General features: G+C 45.0%; 22 protein-coding genes. 13 read left to right on the top strand and 9 right to left on the bottom strand.

The genetic code is table 11. The features are described 5' to 3' along the window. Nucleotides 1–30: 30 nt before the first annotated feature. Nucleotides 31–468 carry a DUF2147 domain-containing protein gene (locus HGD77_RS00935; RefSeq protein WP_005105342.1) on the top strand — a complete coding sequence of 146 codons (438 nt, stop codon included), beginning with the start codon at nt 31–33 and terminating at the stop codon, nt 466–468. A 72-nt stretch (nt 469–540) separates the two neighbouring features. Here HGD77_RS00935 and HGD77_RS00940 read toward each other — a convergent pair whose 3' ends face one another. After that, a complete protein-coding gene (locus HGD77_RS00940; RefSeq protein ID WP_168730606.1) occupies nt 541–891 on the bottom strand; it encodes a Spx/MgsR family RNA polymerase-binding regulatory protein in 351 nt (116 codons plus the stop codon). 473 nt (nt 892–1,364) lie between these two features. Continuing rightward, a complete protein-coding gene (locus HGD77_RS00945) occupies nt 1,365–2,183 on the bottom strand; it encodes an exodeoxyribonuclease III (protein WP_004281295.1) in 819 nt (272 codons plus the stop codon). A 40-nt stretch (nt 2,184–2,223) separates the two neighbouring features. On the opposite strand from HGD77_RS00945, the gene pyrE reads away from it, so the two are divergent. Then, nucleotides 2,224–2,874, top strand: coding sequence for an orotate phosphoribosyltransferase (pyrE, locus tag HGD77_RS00950; RefSeq protein WP_005267676.1), 651 nt, complete (start codon nt 2,224–2,226; stop codon nt 2,872–2,874). A gap of 462 nt (nt 2,875–3,336) precedes the next feature. On the opposite strand, the gene HGD77_RS00955 is transcribed toward pyrE, so the two are convergent. After that, on the bottom strand, nt 3,337–3,546 hold the full coding sequence (locus tag HGD77_RS00955; protein ID WP_004281299.1) for a cold-shock protein: 210 nt from the start codon (nt 3,544–3,546) through the stop codon (nt 3,337–3,339). 546 nt (nt 3,547–4,092) lie between these two features. Here HGD77_RS00955 and HGD77_RS00960 point away from each other — a divergent pair. Continuing rightward, on the top strand, nt 4,093–4,425 hold the full coding sequence (locus HGD77_RS00960) for a hypothetical protein (protein WP_005267675.1): 333 nt from the start codon (nt 4,093–4,095) through the stop codon (nt 4,423–4,425). A gap of 171 nt (nt 4,426–4,596) precedes the next feature. On the opposite strand, the gene HGD77_RS00965 is transcribed toward HGD77_RS00960, so the two are convergent. From HGD77_RS00965 to HGD77_RS00980, 4 genes are all read right to left on the bottom strand, one after another. After that, nucleotides 4,597–5,544, bottom strand: coding sequence for a copper resistance protein B (locus tag HGD77_RS00965; RefSeq protein ID WP_168730607.1), 948 nt, complete (start codon nt 5,542–5,544; stop codon nt 4,597–4,599). Beyond that, entirely contained in the window at nt 5,531–7,288 is a 1,758-nt protein-coding gene (locus HGD77_RS00970) for a copper resistance system multicopper oxidase (protein ID WP_168730608.1), read from the bottom strand. Before HGD77_RS00970 ends, HGD77_RS00965 begins: the two co-directional genes overlap by 14 nt. A 41-nt stretch (nt 7,289–7,329) precedes the next feature. Beyond that, a complete protein-coding gene (locus tag HGD77_RS00975) occupies nt 7,330–7,752 on the bottom strand; it encodes a hypothetical protein (RefSeq protein ID WP_171476901.1) in 423 nt (140 codons plus the stop codon). 124 nt (nt 7,753–7,876) lie between these two features. Further along, the gene (locus tag HGD77_RS00980; RefSeq protein ID WP_004281307.1) at nt 7,877–8,077 is read right to left on the bottom strand and encodes a DUF3565 domain-containing protein; all 201 of its coding nucleotides are present in this window, start codon (nt 8,075–8,077) and stop codon (nt 7,877–7,879) included. Between the two features lie 131 nt (nt 8,078–8,208). Between HGD77_RS00980 and gshB the strand changes: the two genes are divergently transcribed. Then, on the top strand, nt 8,209–9,159 hold the full coding sequence (gene gshB / locus HGD77_RS00985; protein ID WP_004729150.1) for a glutathione synthase: 951 nt from the start codon (nt 8,209–8,211) through the stop codon (nt 9,157–9,159). 51 nt (nt 9,160–9,210) lie between these two features. Here gshB and HGD77_RS00990 read toward each other — a convergent pair whose 3' ends face one another. Beyond that, nucleotides 9,211–10,413 carry a CynX/NimT family MFS transporter gene (locus HGD77_RS00990; protein ID WP_168730609.1) on the bottom strand — a complete coding sequence of 401 codons (1,203 nt, stop codon included), beginning with the start codon at nt 10,411–10,413 and terminating at the stop codon, nt 9,211–9,213. A 423-nt stretch (nt 10,414–10,836) separates the two neighbouring features. Between HGD77_RS00990 and murG the strand changes: the two genes are divergently transcribed. The 7 genes from murG to lpxC all read left to right on the top strand — a co-directional run bounded on the left by murG (nt 10,837) and on the right by lpxC (nt 18,954). Next, nucleotides 10,837–11,934: an undecaprenyldiphospho-muramoylpentapeptide beta-N-acetylglucosaminyltransferase gene (murG, locus tag HGD77_RS00995; protein WP_004647235.1), complete on the top strand. Its 1,098-nt coding sequence runs from the start codon at nt 10,837–10,839 to the stop codon at nt 11,932–11,934. A 12-nt stretch (nt 11,935–11,946) separates the two neighbouring features. Next, complete coding sequence (murC, locus tag HGD77_RS01000) at nt 11,947–13,395, top strand: UDP-N-acetylmuramate--L-alanine ligase (RefSeq protein WP_004647236.1); 1,449 nt, start codon at nt 11,947–11,949, stop codon at nt 13,393–13,395. Nucleotides 13,396–13,452: 57 nt separating this feature from the next. After that, the gene (locus tag HGD77_RS01005; protein WP_004647237.1) at nt 13,453–14,382 is read left to right on the top strand and encodes a D-alanine--D-alanine ligase; all 930 of its coding nucleotides are present in this window, start codon (nt 13,453–13,455) and stop codon (nt 14,380–14,382) included. Nucleotides 14,383–14,384: 2 nt separating this feature from the next. Continuing rightward, nucleotides 14,385–15,239 (top strand): cell division protein FtsQ/DivIB, encoded by an 855-nt coding sequence (locus HGD77_RS01010; RefSeq protein WP_004647238.1) that lies wholly within the window; start codon nt 14,385–14,387, stop codon nt 15,237–15,239. Nucleotides 15,240–15,309: 70 nt separating this feature from the next. After that, complete coding sequence (ftsA, locus tag HGD77_RS01015) at nt 15,310–16,572, top strand: cell division protein FtsA (protein WP_004647239.1); 1,263 nt, start codon at nt 15,310–15,312, stop codon at nt 16,570–16,572. A gap of 159 nt (nt 16,573–16,731) precedes the next feature. After that, nucleotides 16,732–17,925, top strand: a complete 1,194-nt coding sequence (gene ftsZ / locus HGD77_RS01020; RefSeq protein ID WP_004647240.1) for a cell division protein FtsZ — start codon at nt 16,732–16,734, stop codon at nt 17,923–17,925. 126 nt (nt 17,926–18,051) lie between these two features. Then, complete coding sequence (gene lpxC / locus HGD77_RS01025) at nt 18,052–18,954, top strand: UDP-3-O-acyl-N-acetylglucosamine deacetylase (RefSeq protein ID WP_004281319.1); 903 nt, start codon at nt 18,052–18,054, stop codon at nt 18,952–18,954. A gap of 99 nt (nt 18,955–19,053) precedes the next feature. Here the strand turns inward: lpxC and HGD77_RS01030 are convergent, their stop codons facing one another. Then, nucleotides 19,054–19,494 (bottom strand): DciA family protein, encoded by a 441-nt coding sequence (locus HGD77_RS01030; RefSeq protein ID WP_004729162.1) that lies wholly within the window; start codon nt 19,492–19,494, stop codon nt 19,054–19,056. A 107-nt stretch (nt 19,495–19,601) separates the two neighbouring features. Between HGD77_RS01030 and HGD77_RS01035 the strand changes: the two genes are divergently transcribed. Next, nucleotides 19,602–20,285, top strand: a complete 684-nt coding sequence (locus tag HGD77_RS01035) for a M23 family metallopeptidase (RefSeq protein ID WP_004281322.1) — start codon at nt 19,602–19,604, stop codon at nt 20,283–20,285. 327 nt (nt 20,286–20,612) lie between these two features. Next, nucleotides 20,613–23,315 carry a pyruvate dehydrogenase (acetyl-transferring), homodimeric type gene (gene aceE, locus HGD77_RS01040; protein WP_004729164.1) on the top strand — a complete coding sequence of 901 codons (2,703 nt, stop codon included), beginning with the start codon at nt 20,613–20,615 and terminating at the stop codon, nt 23,313–23,315. The last annotated feature ends 2 nt before the right edge of the window (nt 23,316–23,317 follow it).

The following is a 23,317-nucleotide window of genomic DNA, read 5'->3' on the forward strand; positions in this document are numbered from 1 at the left end:
TCTATTTTCAGACTAAGGAAATGAAGAAAAATGAAAAAAATAGCGCTTACGTTAGGACTACTAGGCTTATCTGCACTGGCTAATGCCGCGGATCCTTTAAATGGCACGGTATGGAAAACCATTGATGATAAAACCAAGCAGCCTAAGGCCATGGTTAAATTCACTGAACAAAAGAACGGCACTTTGTCAGCCAGTATTCAGTCTGTGTTAACTCCAGGTGAAGAAAATGCCTGCAAGAAATGTGAAGGTCCATATCACAACAAATCTCTGAAAGGCCTGACCATTGTTAAAGGTCTAAAAAATGCTGGCGGGACTAGCTATGACAGCGGTTCGATCCTTGATCCACAATCCGGTAAAACCTATAAGTTGAAAGGCCAGTTGGCAGACGGTGGCAAGAAACTTGAGCTACGTGGTTTCATCGGTGTAGCGGCATTGGGTCGTAACCAGACTTGGATTCGTGCCAACTAATTTATTTTAAGCAGATATACAAAAGCCTGATCGATGTCAGGCTTTTTTATGAGTGTTATTCAATACAAGATATTAGTGGGCTAAGCTACGATAAACCGTTTCATTAAAACCGGCAATAAATCCTGTAGAGGTTGCCAGTATTGGACGTTTGATTAAACTGGTATGGGTGGTTAATGCATTAATTAAGGCATTTTCACTTGACAGGGTGGCCTGTTGCTCTTCTTCACTGAGTTTACGCCAGGTAGTGCCTTTCTTGTTCAGAACCACGTCCTGACCCAAGGCATCCAGCCAGGTTTTGACGGTTTCAGCATCGATGCCCTGTTTTTTATAATCATGAAATTCATAACTCAGACCTTGCTCCGTCAGCAGATCAAAGGCTTTTTTCATCGAACTACAATTTTTAATTCCGTAAATTTTTAACATAGCTGCCATCTAAAAAATTTAAATCATGAACTAGCTTAACCAAATTGGCAGCAGCAAACCATGCAAAAGCAAATGAAAAAAAGAAAAAATTTTAAATACCAGAAAAGTCATGTCATCAAAATGACATCAAGCAGCTTTAACATGAGCAGCAAGAAAAAGAACAATCTAAATAATAAGAAAAATAAAAATTTGGGAATGATAGAAATAGAAAACCCGCATTTAATCATCCTGATCATGCGGGTCTCAATCCAACGTCCAATGTCACATCCATGCAAAACAAGCTAAATCTATAGTCTGTTTTATTTTCGTCCTACGGCGTCCTGTCCTTATGTTGTCGTCCTGACATGTCCTTGTGCCGTAGCGCTATAATGCTATGTTATTACATTGAGATAAACCCAAAAAATACGTCATGTCATGTAAGAGATAAGCCTTAATTGAGTGAACAACTGTTCACTCAATCAAATGGTGAGGCTTTATAATTTGTAGTCGATAATCACTGGAGCATGATCGCTAAACCATTGTTCTTTATAGACCCAGGCATTAACGGTTCGCTCTTTCCAGTCTGGAGAGCAGGCATGATAATCAATCCGCCAACCAACATTCTTGGCACGCGCCTGACCACGGTTTGACCACCAGGAATACAGCTCGGCTTCTTTACGCACTTCACGGAAAGTATCGACATAACCAAGCTCATCGTAGATATGATCCAGCCAGGCACGTTCATGCGGCAAGCAACCCGAGGCTTTCTGGTTACCCGACCAGTTTTTAATATCAATACGTTTATGCACGATATTATAGTCACCGCAGACAATCACCGATTTATTTTCATCGCGCCACTGTTTCAGAATTTTTGCGTATTCTTCCAGAAAGTGATCTTTACGTGCTTGCGCTTCATCGCCTGATGAACCCGAAGGCAGATACAGGGAACAGATCTGTACAGTTTGATCTAAACCCAAGTCAAATTCAGCGGCAATAAAACGGCCTTGTGAATCGGCCAGTTCAAAACCCAGGCCATCAGTTAAAGATACAAAAGGCAGACGGCTATAAATGGCCGTACCGGCATAACCCGGACGCTCGGCAGGAAACAGGTGCGTGTACCAGCCTTCAGGCTTGAATTTGTCCGTCCACTGCGCATGCGTGATCCGGCTTTCCTGCATGCAAATCACGTCGGCATCAGACTGTTCCATCCATTCCAATAGGCCTTTGGTGACAGATGAACGTAAGCCGTTGACATTAATTGAAACGACGCGAAGAATTTTTTGATCACCTGGATAGCTACTCTTTGGTATCATGCGCAAGTCTTACCTTAATTAATGGATTTAGGAGCACCTCATGTCAACGCCAGCTCAGTTTAACCCGCAAGCTTTTATCGAACTCGCATTATCACGCGGTGTACTTAAATTTGGTGAGTTTACTTTAAAATCGGGGCGTGTGAGTCCCTATTTTTTTAATGCGGGTCTGTTGAATGATGGTGAAGCCTTGACCCTGCTGGCTTCTGGCTATGCAGCGAAACTGACTGAATGTGATCATGTTGAAGTGATTTTTGGCCCTGCCTATAAAGGCATTCCTTTTGTGGCAGCAACTGCTGTGGCTCTGTCGCAAAATCATGGGGTAAGTGTGCCGTGGGGTTTTAATCGCAAAGAAGCCAAAGACCATGGCGAGGGTGGCGTATTGGTCGGTGCTTCTGTAGAAGGTAAAAAAGTCTGGATCATTGATGATGTGATTACCGCAGGCACAGCGATTCGTGAAGTCGTCACCATCCTGAAAAATGCCGGTGCCCAAATTGCAGGTGTATTAGTGGCACTAGACCGCCAGGAAAAAGGTCAGGGTGATTTATCTGCGATTCAGGAAGTGCAGCAAGAGCTTGAGATTCCTGTACATGCCTTAATTACTATGAAAGATTTAATGGACTACCTAGAAGCGAAAGGTGACCTAGAAGCTTTGGCGAAAATGGAAGATTACCGTGTTAAATACGGAATCTAAGCCTAGATTGGCATAGAAAAGGAAGCTTGTGCTTCCTTTTTTTATAGATACTCGATTTTCTAAGCATTTGAAATTTATTATCTCTGTCTATTCTTGTAAGCATTGGCTTACATTAATTCCAGCACTTTGCAGCTGTTTTGAATGGTGGAAATTTCCTATGATAGCTTTAACAGGAACAGGACGTTCCGCACAAGAATAACAATAGATAAATACAAGGAAAGTAAGGTACGACAGGAGTTATACTAAGCGAACCCATACGGAAAACCCCTGGCAGATGCCAGGGGTTTTTCATTTCTATTTCTTTATAGAGCAACGCTTACAACAGCAATGATTCAGAACATGATTCTTAAAAATTCACTGTTAATGAGCTAAATAGAGGAGTAGAAAACCTTTCACCAAAATTATGAATCTTCAGAGCTAAAAAAAGCACCTGAAGGTGCTTTTTCTTATTGCTGTGCTAAATTATAGCGCAACGATATTGATCGCATTTGGACCTTTTTGACCATCAACCACGCTAAAAGAAACGCGCTGACCTTCAAACAAAGTTTTGAAACCAGAACTGCTGATTTCTTTAAAGTGTGCAAAAACGTCAGGACCTGATTCTTGTTGAATAAAACCAAAACCTTTAGTTTCGTTAAACCATTTTACTGTACCGGTAACTGTAGTAGACATAATATAACCTGTTAAATTTTAATAATTTTAGTCATGCAAATGACTATGGATAACTTGGAAAAACAACAAGAATTGAAATAAAGATCTGAAAAAACTGAGGATTATAAATAATACTGCGGCACTTAAAGAAGCTTAACTAAACAACGCTTTTTTCTAGTTAAACACAGCATAGCCTAAATCAGGAAATATTCAAGTTTTTTATATTTATTATTTATTTTTCTTATAAAAGTGGCTCAATTCTTCTTTTTTAAAGAATTTCAAGCTGATTTGCTTGAGCTTTATCGGTTGTATTTAAGCTTTAACCAAGTTAAACAATAAATACACGTTGTGTTTACGTTACTTTATGTTAATCAGAATCGTTCAGTACTTAGCAAGATTTTACTAAGTCAGTGTATTTTATAACTTTGGGTAAATTAACATTTGTAGCTTTAAGATAGTTATCGTCATTGCTCATGTATAAAAATCCACCTATATTAAAATTCAATTGGAAAAATTAACTATAAGAATTTCTTAATTTTAATTTAAAACCAAATACGAGTGAGTCTCATGGATTACTGGAACAGTGTGTTACTTATATCCATCATCACCATGGTTGGACTGGCCATGATCATCCTGTTTGTCGGATGTAAAATGTGGAAGAACTTGGTGGTTACTTTACTGATTGCCACCTTGATTGGATTTCTGCTTGTATGTGCGATCAATTTTATTTTTGGCGATCGTCTTCAATTTCTATGGGGTGCCCCTGAGACTGATGATAGTAATTTTATGCTGGAAATGGGGCTGCTGAGCCTGTTAATTGGCGGTGTGAGTACCTTTATCATTATGTTAGGCACTTTGGTTGCTAAAAGTAACAGTGGAAATCAAGGCGATGAAGACTAGTTTTTCGCAAAATAACAAGTCTCTTAATGAGCGGGAAAGTGCAGAAAAACATCGCATGTACAGTTCATAGGCTTAAAAAATCTTTCTCAGCCAAATGTATAGTGCCATAGCGCTACGGGGCATAAATGGAGCTTCATATCCCGTAGCTGCATAATTTTCTGTATCAAAAATTTAGAACATCATTCTTAGACCTGCACCATAGATCCAGCCTTTTTCAGAATCAGAGCTTTGCTGCCAGGCTGTCTGTTTGTTGCCTTTACTATATTCATAACCCACTTCCAGGTAAGGCATGAGCTTTTTGCTCAGTTCATAGCGTGTTTCCAGGCCCAAGGTGGCATGACTAAGGCCGGTTTTTTTCGCATTCGCTGCCTGATCATTCAGGATGACATCCAGTTCGACAAAGGGTTGCATAATCAGTTTCTGAGTCAGTAACAGGTCACGCTCTGTTTTCAGTTTTAATCCGACAAAGTCATCTTCACCAACATAGACATGAGCATCCGTTTCGAAAAAGTAGGGAGCCAGGCCATGTAGCCCAAATACTGCATCGAAGCGCTCGTTCTGCTGGTTTATAGAAGGCTCGGCTAAATTTTCCTGTCGATAGCGCACCCCGGTCTGCACATCCCAGAAATCAGAAATATTTCGGCTATACAACACTTTGGCATCATATTCGGCCTGACGGGATTCATGTTTGTCGGCTTCTAGCTTGAGGAAAATTTTATTTTCATCCGTGCCGACTCTGGCCTGGTTCTTGGACTTGAATGCTCCATTTCCCTCTGAACTATGCTGCCATTTCTGGTCCAGAATAATCTGGCTATAAATCTGTGCGCCATGTTCTTTACGATGATCATGTTCGCTGGCAGAACTGACTGAATTTTGTGGTGTGTTCAGCGCCTGCTGTTGATGCAATAACTTTGGTGGCGGTTGATGAGAAACGGCATTTGCTGTTTCAGTATGCTGTGCGTGGTCATCAGCCATGTTTTGCATGGCATGATATCCGCTATGATGCTGATGTTCATTATGACCCGTATGCTCGCTAGAAGCTGCCGCAAAAATACTCAGACTGCTTAGGGTAAGCGCACTGCTAAGCACTGACTTTACAAAAAGATTAGTGATGTGCATGGCTTTCTCCTTGGGCAGCTGCTGGCTTTGACGGCGTTTTTTGTGAAGAAGGGTGAGATGCTTGATCTTCGTCAACCTGTGCCACAATCAGCTTGTTCATCATGCCGGCACTCATGTGATAGAGCAGATGGCAGTGAATCGCCCATTCTCCCAGTTCATCTGCTGTGAGCAGGGTGGTCACCGTTTTCCCGGGCGGCACAATCACGGTGTGTTTATTTGGCATATTTGCAGCAGACTGACCATTTTCCAGCTGCATAAACATGCCATGCAAATGCATCGGATGGGCCATCATGCTGTCATTGATAAATTTCAGCCGGATCCGCTCGCCATATTTCACCTGAAGTGGCTCGGCATCACTGAATTTTTTACCATTCATGGTCCAGATATAGCGCTCCATAGTTCCACCCAGACGAATCACCAGTTCACGTTCTGCTGCGCGGGTATCAGGTTGCGGTGTCAGGGCTTTGAGGTCTTGATATTGCAAGGCTTTGTGCCCTGCAGGCGTAGACATATTGGCCCAGCCCTGAACAGGCTGATTGGTTCCGGACATGGCACTATGACTTGCATGCATGTCGTGCTGGGCATGCTGATCATGTTCACTTGTGACAGTCTGCGTGGTCTGACTGCTGTGTGCGTCATGCGACATGTCATGCTGTTCGCCATGTCCCATATCTTCCATGGTCAATAAGGCACGAGGGCGCGGTGTCGGTAATTGAACCGGGGCCGGGGTTTTGCTTGAATCAGTTGCCTGATGCAAACTGCCAATGGCAAAGCCTGAGCGGTCGATCGATTCCGCTTCAATCTGGTAATGCGCTGCAGTGGGTTCCACAATCACATCATAGGTTTCAGCAGTTCCAATCCGGAATTCATCTACAGCGACCGGCTGCACAGCTTGTCCATCGGCGCTGACCACGGTCATTTTCAGCTGGGGAATACGCACATCGAAAAACGACATGGCAGAAGCATTGATGAAACGCAGGCGGACTTTTTCATTGGGCTGGAACTGGCCACTCCAGTTTTGTTGCGGCGTTTTTCCATTGATCAGAAAGGTATAACCGGTAACATCAGATAGGTCGGTTTTCAGCATACGCATCTGGTTCCACATCTTGCGGTCTGACCAGGTGGCCTTGAGGCCGTCACTTTTTACCTGCTTAAATACATCGCCAACGGTTTCGCGCTGGTTCTGATAATATTCGGCCGATTTTTTTAAATTGTTCTGAATCTGCTGGCTGCCCTGTTCGTGAAAATCCGACAGCATCACCACATAATCCCGCTCGGTTTGTTCATGTGCAGGTAGCAATGTCTGGGCTTTGGGGCGAATCACCAAGGCGCCATAGAGGCCGTCCTGTTCCTGACCTTTGGAATGTGCGTGATACCAGTAGGTGCCGTTTTGACGAACCTTGAAGCGATAAGTAAAAGACTGTTTCGGTTTGATGCCCTGAAAACCGTTAAATCCGGGGACACCATCCATCAGCCCGGGCAGGAGCAGGCCATGCCAGTGCAGTGAGGTATCCTGATTGTTCAGGTTGTTTTGTACATGAATGACTGCATCATCACCTTCTTCGAATTCCAGCAAGGGTGCAGGGAATTTTCCGTTTACAGTGATACGCTTGACCGTCTTTCCGGTGAGATTGATCGGGCTTTCATCAATGACCAGATGATATTCTTTTACGGCTGCAAACAAGGCAGACGACGAGATGAGACCGAAGCCCAGACACAGGCTTTGACTGATTTTAAGCAACATAACTTAATCCTTAATGAATAAAAAAATTTAAAAATTCAGGATCAAGCTTTGGGTGGGCGCAGGATTTCTTGCCAGTAACCGACAAGGTGCTGGGCATGGTAAGCAGGGAGGAGGGTTTTTTCCGGATAACCGTGATCAGGCACGCTTAACTCGGGCGTTGTAATGGGCAGGCTGGTGACCAAGTTCTGGCAGGCCATAGTGCCACAATCCAGACAATCTGATGACTGCTGGGTGCTGTCACTGACACAGTCCGGCTGAATCAGTTCCTGATCTTGATGATGATCAGTCTTATGCAGCGAGTGAGAAGCAGAGGGTTTTGTCATTTCCAGACAATGAGGATTCGTTTTTTCAGACGGCATAACCAGATGCATGGTGTTTGCAGATGCGACAGACACACTGCTCCAGCCTATGGCAAAAACCACAAGCATCACCAACCAGATCTGTTTGACGAGCCGTATGAGCAAAAGTACACCCTGAAAAAATGCGCTGCATGTTTGAGCAATAAAAGCATAAACGCAGTAACTCAAATTAGCAAATTCTGGACAAGATTATTTTTTAGGTCACCTACATACTACTTTTTTCATAGGTTCAGGTTTCAGTTTCGCACTTTTCGCATTTTTTACAGTCTAGCAGCATCCCGAGTTTTTCTTTACGTCCTTGCTCGGTCATCACCCATGGGCGATTTTGCCATGGCGGGGTATGCCGCACATGCTGGCCATGTCCGCAGGCCAGCTCTGCAACCCAATGCTGTTCCTCATCCAGGTGAAAACCGATAATGGCCTGTTGCATGGCAAACCTCCTGTGGGCTCAATCTGTCTCAGTACCTATATAAAATAAGTCATGCAAAATCACCATAAACAAAAGAATCGACACAAGCTATACTCCTTGCCAAGTCATTTTTTGAAAAAGAGCAGAGACACATGCGCGTACTTGTTGTGATGGATCCCATTGAAAATGTAAACCTGAAGAAAGACTCGACCATGGCGATGCTATGGGCAGCAGCACGTCGCGGGCATGAACTCGGTTATGCATTGCAGCAAGATTTATATATCGACCAGGGCAAGGCCTTTGGTCTGATCGCGCCGTTACAGGTATTTGAAGACTACGATCATTATTGTGAACTCGGCGAAAAACGCAAAGAGTCGATCGCTGCTTATGACGTTGTCTTGATGCGTAAAGATCCGCCTTTTGATATGAACTTTGTCTATACCACTTATATTCTGGAACAGGCAGAGCGCGAAGGGGCATGGATTATCAATAAGCCACAAAGCCTGCGTGACTGTAATGAAAAACTGTTCGCAACCCAGTTCCCGCATCTGCAAGTTCCGACCTTGGTGACTTCGCAACAAAGCCTGATCCGTGAATTTCTCAAAGAACAGGTCGATGTGATTGTAAAACCGCTAGATGGTATGGGTGGCACCGGGATTTTCCGTCTGTATCAGGATGGCATCAACATCGGTTCAACCATTGAAATGCTGACCAATAATGGTACCCAGCCGATTATGGCGCAGCGTTATATTCCGGAAATTGTCGAAGGCGATAAACGCATCCTGATGATTAATGGCGAGCCAGTGCCATATTGTCTGGCCCGTATTCCACAAAATGGTGAAGTGCGCGGTAATCTGGCCGCGGGTGGCCTGGGCGAGGCGCGCCCACTGACTGAAACTGACAAAGCCATTGCAGCAAAAGTAGGGCCGTATCTCAGAGAGAAAGGTCTGGTCTTTGTGGGGCTGGATGTGATTGGAAATTATGTTACTGAAATTAATGTAACCAGTCCAACCTGTATCCGTGAAATTGATGCGCAGTTTGGCACCTCGATTGCGGATGATCTGTTTGCCGTGCTGGAAGCAGGTCAGGCCAATCAGGTTTAAAGGTAAAATCAGGTGAAAGAAGAGTCTGCTTGCAGGCTCTTTTTACCTTTTTTATTTCGGGTAACGCTTAAATAAATATGCCGTCATTACCATGCCCAGCATCGAAAGGCAGACGGTGATAATGGCAAGATTGGCCCAGTATTGAGTGGCAGATATCAGCGCAGCGCTCAGGGTCGGTATAAAAAACTGTGCGCAGGCTGAAATTTGTAAAACCAGACCCACACTGGCCGCTGCTGCATAGGCACGTGGTGCATAGTGCAGGGTAATCGCAAAAACAGTGGTTGGGATCATCCCGCCAATCAGTGAAAACAGCACGGCACTGACAACCTGCAATTCAAATGAGAGCCAGGAATTTGCAGCAAATACCAAGCAACTGCTGCAGAGCATTGCTACAAATCCGGTACTCAATAAGGTGTGCGGTCTATAACCCTGTTGCAGCAACATGCCTGCGCCAAAAGTACCGCCTAGGTTGGCCAGCACGACCATTGAAGCCAGCATCCCTGCGCGTTTTAAGTCTAGCCCCTGTTCGACATACAGCGTAGGCAGGAAGCCCGTGACAGTGATCCATTGACTGCTATAACAGGCAAAAATAATCGCCAGACAGATAATCGATGGGTGGGTCAGGGTAATTTTAACAATCTGCCAGAATGAGGTGTTTTCCGTAGCTGGCTGAGAAGAGTCTGGCTGTGTTACCAAGACAGGTTCAATATTTAAATATTGTTTAATCATGCCAGCAATGACAAGGCACAGGCAGCCCAAAATGGCCCAGATCATTTGCCAGTCCAGATATTCAAGCAGGAGAGGAATCGTCAATACGGCCAGACTGACACCGATGCCCATATAGGAACTCCAGAGTCCCATCTTGAAATTCAGTGTCTCAGCGCGGCTGGTACGTTTTAAAATTGCTGGCGCACACAAGGAAATGGTTAAAAACCCGATTCCTTCCATAAAGCGCAATACATATAAAGTGGCAGGCTGCGTAATCCAAAGCCCGGCAAAACTGCTCAGCCCTAAAATGATTAAGGCCATGATCAGGCAGCGCTTTAATCCCATTTTTTCCGAGAAGGCGCCAATGCATAGCGCAAACAGCATTCCGACAGCCTGCACCAACGCTAATGAAAAACCAGCCTGGGTAAAACTCAGGTTTAAATCCTGCTGCAATACAGGAATCACGGCCGAAAGTTTGCCGACATGGATCGCAGCCAGATAACCGGCCAAGATAATCCATACATCATGACATGATATTTTTGACATTTATCCGAACTGAGTCCATTTAAAGCATCTGCTTGTACATCAAGCATCATTCATATATAGATATGAATAACATGAAAGTTTTATAAAATTGATAGGATTTAAGCCTAAGCTCATTAGTCGATGATAGGATATGGATTGACCGGGAGTGAGCTGTAAAGGGTTCTAAATAAAGCCCTGTCCGTGGCAAGGTTATTGATAATATAATGAGAAAATCATTTAAAATTGCTATGATATGTCACTTAAGTCGAAGGAAAAGTGCAGACCTTATAAATAAAACGAGTCTAAACTTGGAATTTGCATGAAAAAACAATTAAAGCCTTGTTGAAATAAAGTAAATAAACTTTCATGGCCTGAGGTTTGTGATTACAATTGATTACTTAAATCAGATTTCCTGCTCCATTTTTTGAATTGAAGAATTAAACCGTGACCGAAGCTCAGCAAAAACAGCCTAAACATGTCATGATGATGGCCGCAGGTACAGGTGGACATGTGTTTCCAGCGTTAGCTGTTGCCAAAGATTTACAACAAAAAGGTATACAGGTTTCATGGTTGGCCACGCCCGTAGGCATGGAAAACCGCCTGTTAAAAAACCAGAATATTCCCATTTATCAGATCGATATTCAAGGTGTGCGTGGCAATGGTTTTGTGCGTAAAGCCTTGGCGCCTTTTAAAATTATGAAAGCCACCTTAAGTGCCATGAAATTCATGAAACAGCTTCAGGTCGATGCCGTGGCAGGCTTTGGTGGTTATGTGGCAGGCCCGGGTGGTTTGGCTGCGCGTATCTTAGGTATTCCGGTGCTGATCCATGAACAGAATGCAGTTGCCGGTTTTACCAATACCCAATTGTCGCGTGTGGCAAAGACGGTGTGCCAGGCTTTTCCAAATACCTTTCCGGCCCAAGATAAAGTCGTGACTACGGGTAATCCGGTACGACAGGAAATTAGCGAAATTTTAAATCCATCCTGGCGTTATCAGGAGCGTGACAAGGCAGGATTGCCCTTACGTATTCTGATCGTTGGTGGGTCTTTGGGGGCGCAAGCCTTAAATGAACGGGTTCCGGAAGCTTTAAAGCAACTCAATGTGCGATTAAGCGTCTATCATCAGTGTGGGCAAAACCATGCCGAGGCGACCCGGGCACGTTATGAAAATGCACCGGCCAGTCTACAAGTTGAAGTACAGCCTTTTATTGAGGATATGGCCAAAGCCTATTCTGATGCCGATCTGGTGATTTGCCGTGCCGGGGCTTTGACCGTCACTGAAATTGCCACTGCCGGGGTGGCTGCGATTTTTGTGCCGCTTCCAAGCGCAGTGGATGATCACCAGACGGCCAATGCCGGTTTCCTGGCCAATATCAATGCGGCAAAGATTTGCCCGCAGGCCACGATGACCCCGGAAAGTTTAACAACATTATTAGAGCCGATGCTGAATCGCCAGCTGTTAATGGAAATGGCCGTGAAAGCACGCCGACAGGCTCAACCCGATGCGACTCAACATGTGGTCCGTTTAATTCAAGAATTGTAATCCGAGTAAACTATGTCTCCAACAACCCCAGCTGAACAAGCGAAAAAGTTAATCAAAGTGCCGGAAATGCGCCGTATCAAACACATTCATTTTGTGGGGATCGGTGGCGCAGGCATGTGTGGTATTGCGGAAGTGCTGAAAAACCAGGGCTATAAAGTTTCCGGTTCAGATATCAAGGCATCCAATACCACCGCACAGCTGGAAGCGAATGGCATTAAAGTCTATATCGGACATACTGCAAATAATATTAAGGGCGCCAACGTGATCGTGGTTTCTACCGCGATTGATAAAGAAAATCCGGAAATTAAAACCGCGATTGAAAACCGTATTCCTGTGGTTCGCCGTGCGGAAATGCTGGGTGAACTGATGCGTTACCGCCATGGTATTGCCGTTGCCGGCACGCATGGCAAGACCACCACCACTAGCCTGATCACCTGTATGCTGGCTGAAGAAAACATGGATCCAACCTATGTGATCGGTGGTTTGCTGAACCGTACCGGTATGAACGCAGCCTTGGGCGCCAGCCGTTATATCGTGGCCGAAGCCGATGAGTCAGATGCTTCTTTCCTGCACCTGGAACCGATGGCTGCCGTGGTGACCAATATTGATGCTGATCATATGGATACCTATGGCGGTAGCTTCGATGTCCTGAAAGATACTTTTATCCAGTTCCTGCAAAAACTGCCATTTTACGGCTTGGCTGTAGTCTGTGGTGATGATGCCAATATCCGTGAAATCATGCCGCGGATTGCACGTCCGTTACTGACTTATGGCTTCAATGAGGACAATGACATCCGCGCAGTAGATGTTGATCAGGATGGCATGCAAACCCACTTTACCGTATTGCGTAAAGAGCGTGAGCCATTGCGTGTAACGGTCAACCAGCCAGGTTTGCATAATGTGCTGAATGCCTTGGCCGCGATTGGTATAGCAACCGATGAAGGTGTGTCTGATGCTTCAATCTGCCGTGCACTGGAAGGTTTCAGTGGTGTGGGTCGTCGCTTTGAGGTTCAGGGTGAGTTTGCGATTGAGGGCGGTGACGTGAAACTGGTGGATGACTATGGTCATCATCCAAAAGAAGTCGAAGCGACGATTAAAGCTGCGCGTCAGAGTCATCCGGACCGTCGTCTGGTAATGATGTTCCAGCCACACCGTTATAGCCGTACCCGTGACTGTTTTGATGATTTTGTGGAAGTGCTTTCTACTGTAGACCAGTTATTGTTGCTGGATGTTTATCCTGCCGGTGAAAAACCGATTGTCGGGGCGGACAGCCGTACTTTGGCCCGCAGCATTCGCTTACGTGGTGAAGTCGAGCCGATTCTGGTTGATGCGACGGACGGCAACCTGAATCAGATCATGAGAAAAGTATTGCAAGCAAATGACTTGTTATTAACCCAGGGCGCAGGTAATGTTGGAGCAATCTCAGTCGAACTTGCACAAAATCACTTATATATAAAATAGTCATCTTGTGTGACTGAATTGAATTGACCAGATTGAAAAAAGTTTAAGGATATAAACGTGTCAAATGCTTCAAAATTCGGAAAAGTTGCCGTGTTGCTTGGTGGTAAATCTGCAGAGCGTGAGGTTTCTCTAGACAGTGGTACGGCGGTACTTGAGGCATTAGTGCGTTCAGGGGTCAATGCGGAAGCGTTTGATCCTCAGGAGCGTAGTGTCACAGAACTGGTAAATTATGATCGTGCTTTTATTGTATTGCATGGACGTGGCGGGGAAGATGGCCAGATCCAGGGCGCACTGGAATGGTTAAACGTGCCGTATACCGGTACCGGTGTACAAGGTTCTGCGATCGGCATGGACAAGGTCAAGACCAAGCAGGTCTGGCAGGGTTCGGAATTGCCGACAGCACCGTATCGCATTGTCACCAAAGACTCTGATGCGAACGACATTGTTAATGCTTTAGGCTTGCCTTTGATTATCAAGCCGGTACATGAAGGTTCCAGTATCGGCATGAGTAAGGTTGAGAAAATTGAAGATTTTGCAGAAGCAATTACCAAGGCAACTGAACATGATGCTGTGGTGATGGCAGAAAAATGGATTACCGGTCGTGAATATACCATTGTGGTTTTAAATGGTCAGGCGCTGCCGGTGATTCGTCTTGAACCGCCTCAAGATGTTGCCTTCTATGACTATGAAGCGAAATATCAGCGTAATGATGTGCAATATGGCATTCCATGTGGTTTAAGCGAAGCTGAAGAGCAACAGTTAAAAGCCTTGAGTTTGCGCGCATTCCAAGCAGTCGGTGCCAGTGGTTGGGGCCGGATTGATGCCATGCAGGATGAACAGGGCAACTTCTGGTTGCTTGAAGTCAATACCGTACCGGGCATGACCAGTCACTCACTGGTGCCAAAAGCGGCAGCTGCAGTCGGATACAGTTTTGATGAGCTGTGTGTCGCGATTCTGGAACAGACCTTGACTGGTTCGGCACACTAAATATGGCTCAACTTCCTGTTTCCATGCGCCGTAAACGTGCTGCGATTACTTCAATTCACGACAAGCCGCCGACACGCAAAGAAAAGCTGACCAATTTTGGTGGCTGGTTATTGTTGTGTATTGCGGTATTGGTGCTGGCCTTTGGAATATTGGGCTTATATAAAGTCATGACCAATAGTGACGTGGCAGAGCTGGGCGTGATAGGTACGCGCTCGGCTGCTGAACAGCGTCAGGTTATGCAATATGTGTCACCGATTGTGACCGAAAACTATTTTACTTCAGATCTGGAAGCGATCCGCGATCGTACTCTGGAATTATCCTGGGTGGATCGGGTCGTGGTGTCCCGAGCCTGGCCAAATGGCATTCGGGTGCGGGTGATGCCGCATCATGCAATTGCACGTTGGGGGACAGGGCGTTTATTGAGTGACAGTGGTGTTATTTTCACTGAAGTCATACCCAAGAATTATCAGGCATTACCGTTGCTACATGGGCCAGCGAGCCATGCAGAAACCATGATGCGTCGTTATAATGAAATTAATCAGTTATTTTTGCCACAAGGCATTCGTCTAAAAGAATTATATCTCACCGAGCGAATGACCTGGTTTATGCAGTTTGATTCGGGTTTAAGAATAATTGTGGATAAAGACCAGACTATGAGCAAATTACAACGCCTGAGCCATCTGTCTCAGAGCGATTTAAAGCCGGTCTGGTCTAAAATTTCGGCCATCGACCTGCGTTATCGCAATGGATTGTCGATACAGTGGAAAAATTCAATTCCGCCTAAAATTGTAAATGGACATTTTATTGTAACCATTGATGACACGGGCGTTGAGAATAAGGTAACAGTAAAGCCATAATGACCGGCTTTAAAAAATAGAGGCATTTAAAGCCATAAATCTAACAAACACGTAATGGTAGTAGTGAATAATGAGTGAAGCTGTTCCCTCGGTTGTGGCGATTGACATTGGGACACACAAAGTTTCAGTTTTGATTGGCAAGGTACACGCGCCAGACAATATCCAAGTGATTGGTATGGCCACCGCTCGTAACCGAGGCATGAGTAAAGGGAAAATTGTCAGTCTCGATAAAGTTATTACTGCAATTAAAAATGCCGTTCAAGAAGCAGAAGATATGGCGGAATGTCGTGTACATTCTGCCTGGGTCTCTATTCCAAGTGCCGAATTAAAAAGCTTTTATGCTTCAGGTCGCACCTCGATCGACAATAGCGAGCATGCGATTACCACCAGTGAAGTGGTGCGTGCACTGGAATTGGCCAAAGCCAGTCATTTGACTTCAGATCATTATCTGGTCAGTGCTGTGCCTCTGGGTTTTGAGCTGGACGACTCACCGGAATGGGTGTTAAACCCGATTCGGATGTCGGCACATAGCATGACCGGACACTATCATTTGATGATGCTGCCGATCAGTACCATGCAGAATATTGATCGCGCCCTGAAAGGTGCCAATATTGGTGTAGAAAAAATGGTGGTGTCGAGCTTGGCTACTGCTGAAGCCAGCCTGCTGAAAGACGAAAAAGAATATGGCGTATGCTTAGTAGATATCGGTGCCGGCACGACCAATGTTGCAGTGTATGTGGATGGTCGTTTGGCCTTAACCCATACCTTCCAACGTGGCGGTGAACATGTGACCCGTGATATTGCAGCAGTATTGCAAACCACGACCGAAGAAGCTGAACGTCTGAAATTATTGTATGGCTGTGTCGACCTGAAAGTGGTCAAGCCTGACCATATGATTCAGTTCCAAGGAATTGACGGGCCACAAACCATCAGCCGGATTGAACTGACTGAAATTATTATGGCTCGTTATGAAGAAATTCTGGGTCTGGTACGTGATGAGCTGGTGAAAAATGGTGCCATCCAGGGCTTGTATCATGGTGTGGTATTGACCGGTGATGCCAGTCATATCGAAGGGATGGTGAGTTTTGTTCGCCGTACCATGGGGGTCTCGGCGCATTTAGGTAATCCGCCGACTCAGGTGTATGCAGACGAACAACATCAGGCTGCTTTACGTCGCTCGCAATATAGTACGGTGGCTGGCTTGCTGATGTTTAGTCAGAGTGATACCCAGGACACGATTGTGGAACAGGATGATGTAGAGCGGTTGTCATTGGCTAAGCGGGTCAAAAGAGCCTTGTTTGGCTTTAATGACACCCTGAAATCAATCTTTTAAGTCGATTTTTATTGTGAATATTGTTGGGAAGATGTAGTTAATCGGGCTTGTACTTGACAAGTGAACGCATGAGCAGCATTCTTAAAAACAATTTTATTAAGATTAAGGCAGTATACGGGCTTAGTGACTGCCAATTATGAATTAGGAATTTTATAGGTCATGGCCTCATTTGAATTTTTCGAAGACGATCATAGCGATAGCAATGGTCAAGCCCGTTTCACTGTATTTGGTGTAGGTGGTGCGGGTGGTAATGCGGTACAACATATGTTGCAGTCCGATATCCAGGGCGTAAAATTTGTTTGTGCCAATACGGACAAACAGGCATTGGATCGCATGGAAGCCGAATTTAAAATTCAGCTGGGCGAGCAAAGTACCCGTGGTCTGGGTGCAGGTGCAAATCCGCAAGTCGGCCAGACCGCAGCAGAAGAAAGCCGTGAACTGATTCGCCAACAGCTTGAAGGGACCGATATGGTCTTTGTAACTGCGGGTATGGGCGGTGGTACCGGTACCGGTGCAGCGCCAGTGGTTGCTGAAATTGCGAAAGAAATGGGTATTCTGACCGTTGGTGTCGTGACCACGCCATTTAACTTTGAAGGCAAACGCCGTCTACAGTCTGCTGAAAAAGGGATTGAAGCGCTAGAGCAGCATGTAGACTCATTAATCATCATTCCAAACCAGCGTCTATTGAAAGTCTTCCGTGATATTTCAATGAAAGATGCCTATAAAAAAGCGGATGATGTATTGTTGAATGCAGTACGCAGTATTTTTGATTTGGTAGTCCGTCCTGGCCATATCAACCTTGACTTTGCTGACTTAAAAACAGCCATGAGCACTCGTGGTTATGCCATGATGGGTGTCGGTCTGGGTCGTGGTGAGAACCGTGCACGTCAGGCTGCTGAGCAGGCAATCCGTAGTCCATTACTCGACAACGTGACTATCATGAATGCCAAAGGCATTCTGATCAACGTGACTGGTGGCGATGACGTGACTTTCGGTGAAATTGAAGAAATTACTGATGTCGTGAACCAGATTGTCGATTTAGATGAGGGTCAAGTGTTCTACGGTACCGTTTTTGATCCGGATGCGCGTGATGAAATCAGCGTGACTGTGATTGCAACAGGTCTCACCCGTCATGCAGCGGATTCAGTTGAACCGACCAAACGTACTAATGTACAGGCAACTCGTCCAGCAGCAGCTGCACAGGCTGTGGTGGAAGATGATGATGTACCGGCAATTCAGCGTCAGCAGCATGAAACAGGTGCAGCAGCGAATCCAGCGGCGGCTTCAGTTTCTAGCCCGCGCCCAACGCCAATGAGCATTCAGGATTATCTTAAGAATCAACAGCGTAAATAACATGTAACATCATGTGTTTAGCTAGATTAGACAGGAAAGGTGGCTTTTAAGCCACCTTTTTGTTTTTTATCAATAGCCAAATATGCTAACGTATAGCGGTTTTATAGATGAACAGATGATAAAAGCATGTTGAAACAACGTACCCTGAAACGTGTCGTGAAAGCGAGCGGAATCGGTCTTCACAGTGGGCAAAAAGTCATGATTAACTTTGTGCCGCACCATGCCGATGGGGGAATTGTGTTTCGTCGTATTGACCTGAATCCGCCAGTCGACATTCCTGCCGATGCCATGCTGATTCAGGAAGCCTTTATGTGCTCGAACCTGGTTCAGGAAAATGCCAAAGTAGGCACCATTGAACATGTCATGAGTGCGATCGCTGGTCTGGGCATTGATAACCTAATTATTGAAGTATCGGCTTCTGAAGTGCCGATTATGGACGGCAGCGCAGGTCCGTTTATTTACCTGCTCATGCAGGGTGGTTTGCAAGAACTGGATGCTGCTAAAAAATTCGTCAAGATTATTAAACCGGTTGAAGCACTGATTGATGACAAATGTGCCATTTTTAGCCCACATGAGGGCTTTCAGCTGAATTTCACCATCGATTTTGATCATCCTGCCTTTAAAAAAGAACATCAGTCCGCCAGTATCGATTTTTCTACTGAAACCTTCGTTTATGAAGTCAGTGAAGCGCGTACCTTTGGGTTTATGAAAGATCTGGATTATCTCAAAGCCAATAATCTGGCCTTAGGTGCAAGTCTGGAAAATGCCATTGGTGTGGATGAAACCGGGGTCGTTAATGAAGAAGGTTTACGTTTCTCGGACGAATTTGTACGTCATAAAATTCTGGATGCCGTGGGTGATTTATACCTGCTCGGGCATCAGATTATTGCCAAATTTGATGGTTATAAATCTGGACATGCCTTGAATAATCAACTTTTACGCAATGTGAAAAGTGATCCAAGCTGCTATGAAATTGTAACATTTGATGACGAAGCCAATTGTCCAATCATGTATGTGAATGTGACATAAGTCATTGTGTTTGTGTCTTTATGTTTTTGTTATTGCTTTAATACTGTGATACACATCACATAATGTTTGCTTTTTAATTTATTACATTTGATTGCGATGTTACTTTTTATTGCTTGCCAAACGTAGTAAAGCTTGGCTAAGCTTAGGGTCGCTTATAAAGTCAGCAGCACTACGAAGTAATTCCTGTGTTTCTGCATTTAAGGCTCTTTCAGGTGTTGCTGAAACAGGTGGCGTTTGCGAAGGATTCCGCAGACAAACTTGAAGTTTAGTGAGATCTGTTAATTCATTTATTTGAGAGAGTTGTGAAATGTATTGCTTTTGAAGATAGGCCAATTGACTGATCATGGCCTGGTTTTCACCAGTAATCGTTAACACACCATTTTGATAGCAGACAACTTGCCAGCGTTCCGGTTGGGGCAATAGCGGTTGTACGAGTTTCGTGAGTTTCTGCCAAGCAGCGACTTGTGATGAGAGAAACGAAAAGTTTCCTGTTTTTATCTGTTTTCTTGTTTGTTGAAAAACGTTGACAGGTTCCGACATACATAATTCCTACATATTTATGTCTTAATCTTATGCGCTTCTTTTAGTGGATATCAAGGATAGAGATCTTCAAGGAACTCGATTAAAGCAGTTTAGAGAGGTTTTTTATGCATATGCGACGTATTTTGTTGGCATTTTCTTTATCAGTTTCAGCGGCTTCGGTTGCGTTCGCAGATTTAGTTAATCTAAATCAAGAAAATGGTTCAACAGATCGTATCGAGCAATTGACGCGTACTCTGGCACAGGGTGCATATACTCATCCAGATGATATCGATATTCCAGCACAGACTAAATTGAATGTTCAGCTTCGTGAGAAACCGGTTGAACTAAACAATCGTACGCTTGCTCAGAAGTATGCCAATACTTCATCCAACAAAGCGGCAGCAAACAGTGCTTATTCTTGGCTAATTTCTCATCCTTTACCTAATTCTCGCGTAAGTTCAAATTACGGTGGCCGTACCATGAGTGGCCGTGCTGAAAATCATTCAGGCCTTGATCTTGCAGCGCCAAGTGGTACACCAATCTATGCAACAGGTCCAGGGATTGTGACCAAATCAGGTTGGGGCACAGGTTATGGTCAATACGTTGAAATCAATCATGGCAATGGCTATTTAACGCGCTATGCCCATGCTTCACGTCTTATTGCACGTGTGGGAGAGCAGGTGCAAGCAGGTGATCATATTGCCAACGTTGGCTGTACTGGTCGCTGTACCGGTCCACACTTACATTATGAAGTAGTAAAAGACGGTCAACGTAAAAACCCATCTACTTATTTGGCCATGTTACCTTAAGTATAGACCTGAATAACAAGAAGCATCTCTATACATAAAAACCTCCAATAAGCATTTTAAAGCGTTTAAACTGCAGGCTCTTCAAGTCAACTTGAAGGGCTTTTTGTTTTATCACTTTTAAGTCTCATATTATCACCAACTATTATAATGATTGTATAATAAATCGCCTTTATTGACTATTTTTTGTTATGTAGTGTAATTATACGTCACCCATCATTTAGTTCCTAAATAGTACTGCTAAATCGCATTCAGCTAAGGCCATACCTGCAGAGGTCTTAAATATGGTACATATAAGACATTAGATTAGGCTTTTAGGAACTGTAGATTATGGCGTTTTATGGCGATACAGACGCGCAAGAAACCCAAGAATGGCAAGATGCATTTGACTCTGTTTTGCAGCACATGGGCACTGAGCGTGCAGCATTTTTATTAGAAAAACTTTATCAACGCGCAATTGCAAAGCATGTTCCTATTCAGCGTTTAAATACTCCCTACTTAAATACGATTTCTGTTGAAGAACAACCTGCAATGCCAGGCGACCAGGACATGGAGCGCCGTATTCGCGCGCTGATCCGCTGGAATGCCTTGGCAATGGTATTACGCGCGAATAAAACCGGTGATGATCTCGGTGGTCACTTGGCGAGTTTTGCTTCTTCTGCAACCCTTTATGATGTGGGCTTTAACCACTTCTTCCGTGCCAACAGCGATAGCTTCGGCGGCGACATGATCTATTACCAGGGTCACTGTGCACCGGGTATTTACGCGCGTTCATTTTTAGAAGGCCGTCTGACTGAAGAGCATCTGAATAATTTCCGTCGTGAAGTGGGTGGTAAAGGTTTGCCATCTTATCCGCATCCTTATTTGATGCCGGACTACTGGCAGTTCCCGACCGTATCGATGGGTCTGGGTCCAATCATGTCAATTTATCAGGCACATATCCAAAAGTACCTGATGAACCGTGGCCTGATTAAAGAAGAAGATCGTAAGGTTTGGGCTTATCTGGGTGATGGTGAGATGGACGAGCCGGAAAGCTTGGGTGCAATTTCTCTGGCAGGTCGCGAAAAGCTCGACAACCTGATTTGGGTAGTGAACTGTAACTTGCAACGTCTGGATGGTCCGGTACGTGGTAATGGCAAGATCATTCAGGAACTTGAGTCATTATTCCGCGGCGCAGGCTGGCGTGTGATTAAAGTTGTGTGGGGCCGTCATTGGGATCCACTACTGGATAAAGATAAATCCGGTGCACTGAAAGCAGTGATGGAAGAAGCAGTCGATGGCGATTTCCAGCGTTACCAGGTAAAAGGTGGTGCTTACGCGCGTGAAAAGTTCTTCGGCAAATATCCAGAAGCAGCTGAGTTGGTTAAAGACTTAAGCGACGAAGATATTGATAATCTGAACCGCGGTGGTCACGACCCGTACAAAGTCTTTGCTGCTTATGCCGAAGCATGTACGGCCAAAGGTCAGCCGACCGTGATTCTGGCAAAAACCGTGAAAGGTTATGGTTTGTCGGAAGAAATCGAAGCAGTCAACAAAACTCACCAAATCAAGAAGATGCAAATCAATTCTTTGAAATACGTGCGTGACCGTTTCCACCTTCCTTTCACTGATGAACAGCTTGAAGAAGTACCGTTCTACCGTCCAAGCGAAAATTCCCCTGAATTGAAATATATGAAGGCGCGTCGTGAGGCGCTAGGTGGCTACCTGCCTGCACGTCGTAAGGAAAGCGAACAGCTGGCGATTCCTGGACTTTCAGTATTTGATTCGGTCTTGGCCGGTTCAAATGGTAAAGAACAATCCACCACAATGGTGATGGTGCGTTTAATCTCTGCACTTCTTAAAGAGAAAGCGATTAAAGACCGCGTTGTTCCAATTGTTCCAGATGAAGCCCGTACTTTCGGTCTGGAAGGGATGTTCCGTCAGCTCGGTATTTATGCCGCGCATGGCCAGAAATATACTCCGGAAGACCAAGAACAGCTGATGCATTACCGTGAAGCCAAAGACGGTCACATGTTGCAGGAAGGGATTAACGAAGCCGGTGCGATGAGTGCATGGGCAGCATTGGCGACCAGTTATTCAACCAATAACCTGCCAATGATTCCGATGTACATGTACTACTCGATGTTTGGTTTCCAGCGTATTGGTGATATTGCATGGGCAGCAGGCGATGCACAGGCACAAGGCTTCTTGCTGGGTGCAACTGCGGGTCGTACTACACTGAACGGTGAAGGTTTACAGCATCAGGATGGTCATTCACACATCTTGGCTAATACCATTCCAAACTGTGTCTCTTATGACCCATGTTTCGGTTATGAATTGGCAGTGATCGTGCATGACGGTTTACAGCGTATGTATGTGAACCAGGAACGTGTGTTCTATTACCTGACCGTGATGAACGAAAACTACGAGCATCCGGAAATGCCAAAAGGTGTTGAAGAAGGCATTAAGCGTGGTATGTACTTACTGGAAGAAGATGAAAAAGCCACTGTTCAGTTACTGGGCTCAGGTGTAATCCTGCGTGAAGTGATCAAGGCGGCGAAGATTCTGCGTGAAGAATATCAAATTCATTCAAATGTCTACAGCGTGACCAGCTTCAATGAACTGGCACGTGACGGTATGGCATGTGAAGAATACAACCGCTTGCATCCGCTGGCTGAAGACGTAAAAGAAGCATGGGTATCGAAACAGCTTCGCGGTACTGAAGGTATCGTCGTGTCTGCAACCGATCATATGCGTGCTTATAGCGAACAGATTCGTGCTTATCTTCCAGATGGCCGTCCATTCGTAGCATTGGGTACTGACGGTTATGGCCGTTCAGATACACGTGCCAACTTGCGTAGTTACTTCGGTGTCGATGCTGCCCATATTGTGGTTGCAACCCTGAAAAAACTGGCAGATGAAGGTGAAGTTGATGCGCGCCTGGTAAAAGATGCGATCTCGACTTTTGAGCTTGATACAGATCGTCCAGTGGCTTGGGCACCGCAAGAAACCCCATCTGTACATGCTGTTGCTGACTACAAAGAGGAGAACTAAGC

The sequence above is a fragment of the Acinetobacter sp. NEB149 genome, from assembly GCF_012516415.1.
GTDB classification, from domain to species: domain Bacteria; phylum Pseudomonadota; class Gammaproteobacteria; order Pseudomonadales; family Moraxellaceae; genus Acinetobacter; species Acinetobacter lwoffii_V.

Excerpts from the sequence above, each read along its gene's own strand:
- HGD77_RS00935 (WP_005105342.1), top strand. The coding sequence starts at position 31 with ATGAAAAAAATAGCGCTTACGTTAGGACTACTAGGCTTATCTGCACTG.
- HGD77_RS00940 (WP_168730606.1), bottom strand. The coding sequence starts at position 891 with ATGTTAAAAATTTACGGAATTAAAAATTGTAGTTCGATGAAAAAAGCC.
- HGD77_RS00945 (WP_004281295.1), bottom strand. The coding sequence starts at position 2,183 with ATGATACCAAAGAGTAGCTATCCAGGTGATCAAAAAATTCTTCGCGTC.
- pyrE (WP_005267676.1), top strand. The coding sequence starts at position 2,224 with ATGTCAACGCCAGCTCAGTTTAACCCGCAAGCTTTTATCGAACTCGCA.
- HGD77_RS00955 (WP_004281299.1), bottom strand. The coding sequence starts at position 3,546 with ATGTCTACTACAGTTACCGGTACAGTAAAATGGTTTAACGAAACTAAA.
- HGD77_RS00960 (WP_005267675.1), top strand. The coding sequence starts at position 4,093 with ATGGATTACTGGAACAGTGTGTTACTTATATCCATCATCACCATGGTT.
- HGD77_RS00965 (WP_168730607.1), bottom strand. The coding sequence starts at position 5,544 with ATGCACATCACTAATCTTTTTGTAAAGTCAGTGCTTAGCAGTGCGCTT.
- HGD77_RS00970 (WP_168730608.1), bottom strand. The coding sequence starts at position 7,288 with ATGTTGCTTAAAATCAGTCAAAGCCTGTGTCTGGGCTTCGGTCTCATC.
- HGD77_RS00980 (WP_004281307.1), bottom strand. The coding sequence starts at position 8,077 with ATGCAACAGGCCATTATCGGTTTTCACCTGGATGAGGAACAGCATTGG.
- gshB (WP_004729150.1), top strand. The coding sequence starts at position 8,209 with ATGCGCGTACTTGTTGTGATGGATCCCATTGAAAATGTAAACCTGAAG.
- HGD77_RS00990 (WP_168730609.1), bottom strand. The coding sequence starts at position 10,413 with ATGTCAAAAATATCATGTCATGATGTATGGATTATCTTGGCCGGTTAT.
- murC (WP_004647236.1), top strand. The coding sequence starts at position 11,947 with ATGTCTCCAACAACCCCAGCTGAACAAGCGAAAAAGTTAATCAAAGTG.
- HGD77_RS01010 (WP_004647238.1), top strand. The coding sequence starts at position 14,385 with ATGGCTCAACTTCCTGTTTCCATGCGCCGTAAACGTGCTGCGATTACT.
- ftsA (WP_004647239.1), top strand. The coding sequence starts at position 15,310 with ATGAGTGAAGCTGTTCCCTCGGTTGTGGCGATTGACATTGGGACACAC.
- ftsZ (WP_004647240.1), top strand. The coding sequence starts at position 16,732 with ATGGCCTCATTTGAATTTTTCGAAGACGATCATAGCGATAGCAATGGT.
- lpxC (WP_004281319.1), top strand. The coding sequence starts at position 18,052 with ATGTTGAAACAACGTACCCTGAAACGTGTCGTGAAAGCGAGCGGAATC.
- HGD77_RS01030 (WP_004729162.1), bottom strand. The coding sequence starts at position 19,494 with ATGTCGGAACCTGTCAACGTTTTTCAACAAACAAGAAAACAGATAAAA.
- HGD77_RS01035 (WP_004281322.1), top strand. The coding sequence starts at position 19,602 with ATGCATATGCGACGTATTTTGTTGGCATTTTCTTTATCAGTTTCAGCG.
- aceE (WP_004729164.1), top strand. The coding sequence starts at position 20,613 with ATGGCGTTTTATGGCGATACAGACGCGCAAGAAACCCAAGAATGGCAA.